Origin of the sequence: Streptomyces sp. NPDC001714 (genome assembly GCF_042892755.1) — a bacterium.
Lineage (GTDB): Bacteria > Actinomycetota > Actinomycetes > Streptomycetales > Streptomycetaceae > Streptomyces.
This window is the reverse complement of record NZ_JBIAUL010000058.1, coordinates 1-6,161: the sequence shown is the minus strand read 5'-3', so window position 1 is coordinate 6,161 and position 6,161 is coordinate 1. Positions and strand designations below refer to the sequence as shown.

Annotated in this window: 1 protein-coding gene; it reads right to left on the bottom strand. The window is 70.8% G+C overall.

Features of this window, described 5'->3' with window-relative positions; all coding sequences use genetic code 11:
* The coding region (locus ACFY0P_RS51965; protein ID WP_388929503.1) for an amino acid adenylation domain-containing protein at positions 1-6,119 on the bottom strand (6,119 nt) is incomplete at its 3' end.
* Positions 6,120-6,161: the final 42 nt, after the last annotated feature.

Genomic DNA, 6,161 nt, shown 5'->3' with positions numbered 1-6,161 from the left:
GCATGCCCGCGATGCGACGCGCTCGCCGGTCGTGGCCGGTCGGTGGGCAGGGTCAGCTCCTCCGGAGCTCCCGCCAACACCTCCCGCCAGTAAGCAACCTGCTGCGCGAGCAGACTGTCCGGATCGTCCTCCTCACCCAGCAACTCCCGCTGCCACAACACGTAATCCGCATACTGCACCGGCAACGCAGACCAGCCAGGCGCCTCTCCACGACACCGCGCCGCATACGCGATCGACACGTCCCGAGCCAACGGCACCATCGACCAGCCATCCGTCGCGATGTGGTGCACGACCACCACCAACACCCACTCAGCAGCGCTACCACCGCCACCCCCATCGGTCACCCTGAACAGCCACGCCCGCAACGGAATCTCCGCCGACAGATCAAACGCATACCGCCCCGCCTCCGCCACCACCTCCCCCACATCCCCCGCAGCCACCTCCACCACCGGCAACTCCCACCCCAACTCCCCCATCTCCACCACCCGCTGATACGGCCGACCACCCTCCTGACCGAACACCGTCCGCAACACCTCATGCCGCCCCAGCACATCCCCCAACGCCTCCCGCAACGCCCCCACATTCACCTCACCCGACAACCGCACCACCTCAGGCACGTTGTACGAAGGATTCGCCCCCTCCAACCGATCCAAGAACCACAACCGCTGCTGCGCGAACGACAACGGCACCCGCCCCACACGCTCCCGCCGCGCCAACCCCACCCGCACCCCACCACCCACATCACCCAGCCGCCCCGCCAACCCCGCCGGCGTCGACACCTCGAACACCGCCCGCACCGGCAACTCCACCCCCAAAACCACCCGCACCCGACTCACCAAACGCACCGCCAGCAACGAATGCCCACCCAACGCGAAGAAGTTGTCATCGACCCCGACCCGCTCCACACCCAGCACCTCGGCGAACGCCGCACACAACACCTCCTCCACCACCGACGACGGACCCCGCCGCGAAGACAGACCCGCGAAATCAGGCGCGGGCAGAGCAGCCCGGTCCACCTTGCCGTTCACCGTCAACGGCAACTCCTCCAGCACCACCACCGCCGACGGCACCATGTACTCCGGCAACCGCACCGCCACGAACTCCCGCACCGAACCCGGCAGATCATCACCGGCACCCGGCTCGGCAACCACATACGCCACCAGCCGCCGATCACCAGGGACGTCCTCACGAGCGATCACCGCGGCCTGCGCCACGTCCGCGTGCGCGGCGACCGCCGCCTCCACCTCACCCAACTCGATCCGGAACCCACGGACCTTCACCTGATCGTCCGCACGGCCGAGGAACACCAGCTCGCCGTCCGCCGACCACCGCACCACATCCCCGGTCCGATACAGACGTGTTCCGTCCGCCGCGAACGGATCCGCCACGAACCGGCCCGCCGTCAACCCCGGCCGCCCCGCATACCCCCGCGCAACCTGAGCCCCACCGACATACAGCTCACCCGCCACACCCACCGGAACCGGCCGCAGCCACCCGTCCAGCACATACACCCGCGCGTTCGCCACCGGCGAACCGATCCGCACCTCGGTGTCAGGTGTCAAGGGCTTCGACATGGTCGCGCACACGGTGGTCTCCGTCGGACCGTACGCGTTCACCAAGCGGCGGCCGCGAGCCCAGCGGGCAGCGGTCTCGCGGCCCAGAGCCTCGCCGGCGGTCACCAGCGTGGTGACCGAGGTCAGCTCGCCGTCGTCGAGCGCGCCGAGGACGACAGGGGGAAGCGTCAGATGGGTCACCTGGTGGCGGTCCACGAGGCCGCCGAGGCCGCCGCCCGGGAGCATCTCGTCCGCGTCGCCCGCCACGGCCGTCGCGCCCGTGCCGAGAGCCATCACGAGCTCGGAGACGGAGGCGTCGAAGCTCGGGGAGGCGAACAGCAGAACTCTCGACTCGGGCGTCACACGGAAGTGCTCGATCTGTGCGAGCGCGAGGTTCGTCAGTCCGCTGTGCCCGACGTGGACGCCCTTGGGGGTGCCGGTCGATCCGGAGGTGTAGATGACGTAGGCCATCTGGTCGGGCAGGACGGGTACGGCCGGGTCCGTCGCCGGTGCCATGTCGACCTGGGCGGCCACCATCGGATCGTCCAGAGCCACCAGGCCGACCCGTCCCGCGGGCAGGTCACCCAGTGTGTCCTCGGTGCCGACGACCAGGGCCGCGTTGGAGTCGGCGAGCATGAACGCGGAGCGTTCCACCGGGAGTCCGGCGTCAATCGGCAGGTAGGCGCCGCCGGCCCGCCACACCGCCAGGATCGCCACGACCAGTTCGATGCCTCGCGGCAGGCAGAGTCCGACCACCGACTCGCGGCCGACCCCGAGCGTGCTCAGATGGTTGGCGAGCCGGTTCGCCCGCTCGCTCAGCTCCGCGTAGGACAGTTCGGTGTCGCCGTGGGCCACCGCCACCGCGTCCGGGGTGCGGGCCACGTGTCCGGCGATCATCTCCAGGACGGACGGCAGGGGCACGGGGGTGGCCGTGTCGTTCCAGGCCTCCAGCAGCTCTCGGCGTCCCGTGCCGTCGAGGATCTCCAGGTCGCGCAGCGGCCTGCCACCGCCCTGCTCCAGCGCCTCGACCAGGCCGGCCGTCGCCGTGTGGAACAACCGGCACACCCGGTGCGGATCGAGCGGCGAGACCACACCGACGGTGATCCCGAACCCTGAGCCCAGGTCGTCCACCGCGACGTCGAGGGGGTAGTTCGTCCGGTCCAGGTCGTACACGGTACGGATACCGTCGAGGGCGGCGTCCCGGTCCTGCCCGGACCGCTGGTCCCGGGTCGCCCGCTCGGCCTTCGAGCGGGTGTGACGGTAGTTGAAGATCGAGGTGAACAGGGGTGCGGGGGCGGGAACACCGCTGGCGCTCTGGGCCAGCGGCAGCGGGGCGTGTTCGTGGACCAGGAGGTCGGCCAGTTGGGCCTGCATGGCCGTGACGGCCTCGGCCACGTCCGCCGATCCTGCCCGCAGGCGGACCGGCAGGGTGTTCATGAAGGGCCCCAGTACGCGTTCCACGTCGGTGCCGCCGCTCATCCGGCCGAACAGCACGGTGCCGAAGACCACGTCGTCGGTTCCGGAGGCGGTCGCGAGGACCCGCCCCCAGGCGACGTGGAACAGCGTGCCCGGGGAGACGCCGAGCAGGCGCGCCTGCTCCCGCACCCGTGCGGCAAGGCCGGCCTCGACGGCCATCGTGGCGCGCCCGAGATCCGCGCCGTCGCGGTGCACGTCCAGCAGGCCGAACGGCGCGGTCGTCGTGGTCACGTCGGAGAGCAGCCGGGTGAAGTGCTCCTCGTGCTCCGCGCGGGACACGCCCATGCGAGCCGTGGCCACGAAGTCCCGGAACGGCAGCGGTTCCGGCAGCTGGTCGGTCTCGTCCCGGAGGATGGCCGTGACCTCGGTCAGCAGCGTCTCCCAGCCGGTGTGGTCCAGGACGATGTGGTGCACCTGGAGCAGGGCGAACCACCGGCCGGTCGCCGGCTCGTGGCCGATGTGGACCCGGACGAGCGGTGCCCGCCCCAGATCCATCCTGGGGTCGGCAGCGGCGAGGAGCATGTCGACCCCGTCCGCCCCGTTCTCCCCCACGACCTCGGTGACGGGGACCCGTACGTCCCGCAGCACGACCTGGACGGGTTCGCGCAGGCCCTCCCAGATGATCGCGGTCCGGTAGATGTCGTGCCGTTCGACGGCCTGCTGCAGGGCGGCCAGCACCGCGTCGAGGCGTTCGCGGGAGTCGAAGCCGACCACGGTCGGGAGGAGGTAGACGTCGTCGCCGTCCTCCGCCATGAGGTGATGGAAGAACATCCCCTCCTGCAGGGGCGTCAGCGGATAGATGTCGGCGATGTTGCGGGCACCACCCGGGACGCGGGCGCAGATGCGGTCGATCTCGTCCTGGTCGAGGTCGACCAGCGGCAGCATCTCCGGCCGGATCTCCGTGGCGTCCTCGGGGATCAGGTTCGGCGGCACCTCGAACAGCGAACCCGGGGACGCGGCGGCGATACCGGCGGGCGTCGGCGTGGTGAACAGCGCCCGGACGCTCACCGCCACCCCACGGGCCCGTAGGTTCTCCACGAGCGACACGGCGAGCAGTGAGTGGCCGCCGAGCGCGAAGAAGTTGTCGTCGACCCCGACCCGCTCCACACCCAGCACCTCGGCGAAGGCGGCGCACAGCACCTCCTCCACCACCGTGGAAGGACCGCGGAACGTGGCGAGGCTCGCGTAGTCGGGAGCCGGCAGGGCGGCCCGGTCCAGCTTGCCGTTCACCGTCACCGGCAGCTCGTCCAGCACCACCACCGCGGACGGCACCATGTACTCCGGCAACCGGGCCTCGGCGAACGTGCGTACGGAGGACACGAGTTCCTCCTCGGCCTCCTTCCCGGGCACGACATAGGCCACCAGCCGCAGATCACCGGGACGGTCCTCGCGGACGATCAGCGCCGCCTGCGCCACGTCCGGGTGCTCCGCGACCACCGCCCGCACCTCGCCGGGTTCGATCCGGAACCCGCGGATCTTCACCTGATCGTCGGCACGGCCGAGGTACACCAGCTCGCCGTCGGCGGTCCAGCGGACCAGGTCCCCCGTGCGGTACATCCGCCCGCCCGGTTCGAACGGGCAGGCCACGAACCGTTCCGCCGTGAGCCCCGATCGGTGGGCGTATCCGCGGGCGAGTTGCACGCCGGCCAGATACAGCTCGCCCACCACCCCGGTCGGCACCGGGCGCAGCCCCGCGTCGAGGACGTAGACACGGGTGTTCCAGACCGGGCGCCCGATGGACACCACGGGACCCGGTTCGCAGCGGGCGGCGGTGACCTCGATGGCGGCCTCGGTGGGGCCGTAGAGATTGTGCAGGGGGACGGGGAGGAGACGCGCGAACGCGTCCCGCAGCTCGGGGGAGAGCGCCTCCCCGCTGCAGAACACCAACCGCAGGCTGGCGCAGGACGCCGCGGCCGGCTCCTGTATGAACCCTTGCAGCATCGAGGGAACGAAGTGCGTGATCGTGACCCCTGCCTGACGGATCAGCCCCGCCAGGTAGCCGGGATCACGGTGTCCGCCCGGCCGGGCCACCACCAGGACGGCGCCCTCCACCAAGGGCCAGAAGAACTCCCACACCGATACGTCGAAGCCGAACGGGGTCTTCTGCAACACCCGGTCCGTGGGCCGGAGCCGGTGATCGCCCTGCATCCACGCGAGACGATTCACGATCCCGCGGTGCGGGACCTGCACGCCCTTGGGGACGCCGGTGGACCCGGAGGTGTAGATCATGTACGCGGGGTGGGCGGGCAGCAGAGGCGCGGCACGTTCGTCATCGCTCAGGTCCGAGGAGTCCAGGGTCGCCACCCCCGCCGCCACAGCCGGTTCGGCCGGCTCAACGACGGGCATGGTGAGGTCGGTCCGCGGTTCCTCCGTCAGCGAGGCGTCCGCGAGCACGCACACCGGACGGGCGTCGGCGAGCATGAACGCGATCCGGTCGGACGGATACTCCGGGTCGACCGGAAGGTAGGCGCCACCGGCTTTGAGGATCGCCAGGAGCGCGGTGACCAGGTCGAGGGAGCGCTGCATCGCCACACCGACGACCGTCTCCGGGCCGACGCCCAGGCCCACCAGATACCGAGCCAGCCGGTTCGCCCGCGCGTTGAGCTCCGCGTACGTCCATTCGGTGCCCTCGAACGAGACCGCCACCGCATCGGCGGAGGCTGCGGCCTGCCGCTCGAAGAGTTCCGCCACGGTCGTATCGGCGACCGGCCGGTCCGTGTCGTTCCAGCCCTGGAGAAGGCGAATCCGTTCGGGTTCGTCCAGGATCTCGACCGCGTTCACCGGTACGGCGGGATCCGCGGTGACCGTCTCCAGGACACGGGACAACCGCTGCGCCAGGGTCCGCGCCGACTCGGGGTCGAAGAGATCCGCGGATACGACGACACCCAACCGGATACCCGCGGGTGCGCCCTCGGAGTCCGTCTCCTCCCTGACCGACAGCTCGATGTCGAACTTGGCGGCGGCCGGTGCGGTGCTGAGCCCGGCGGCGGTCAGCTCGGGCAGCTCCAGAGCGGCCGTGTCCGTGTTCTCCAGCGTCAGCATGACCTGGAACAGAGGGTGCCGGGACAGCGACCGGGCCGGCGACAACACCTCCACCAGCCGCTCGAACGGCACATCCTGGTGCGCCAGCGC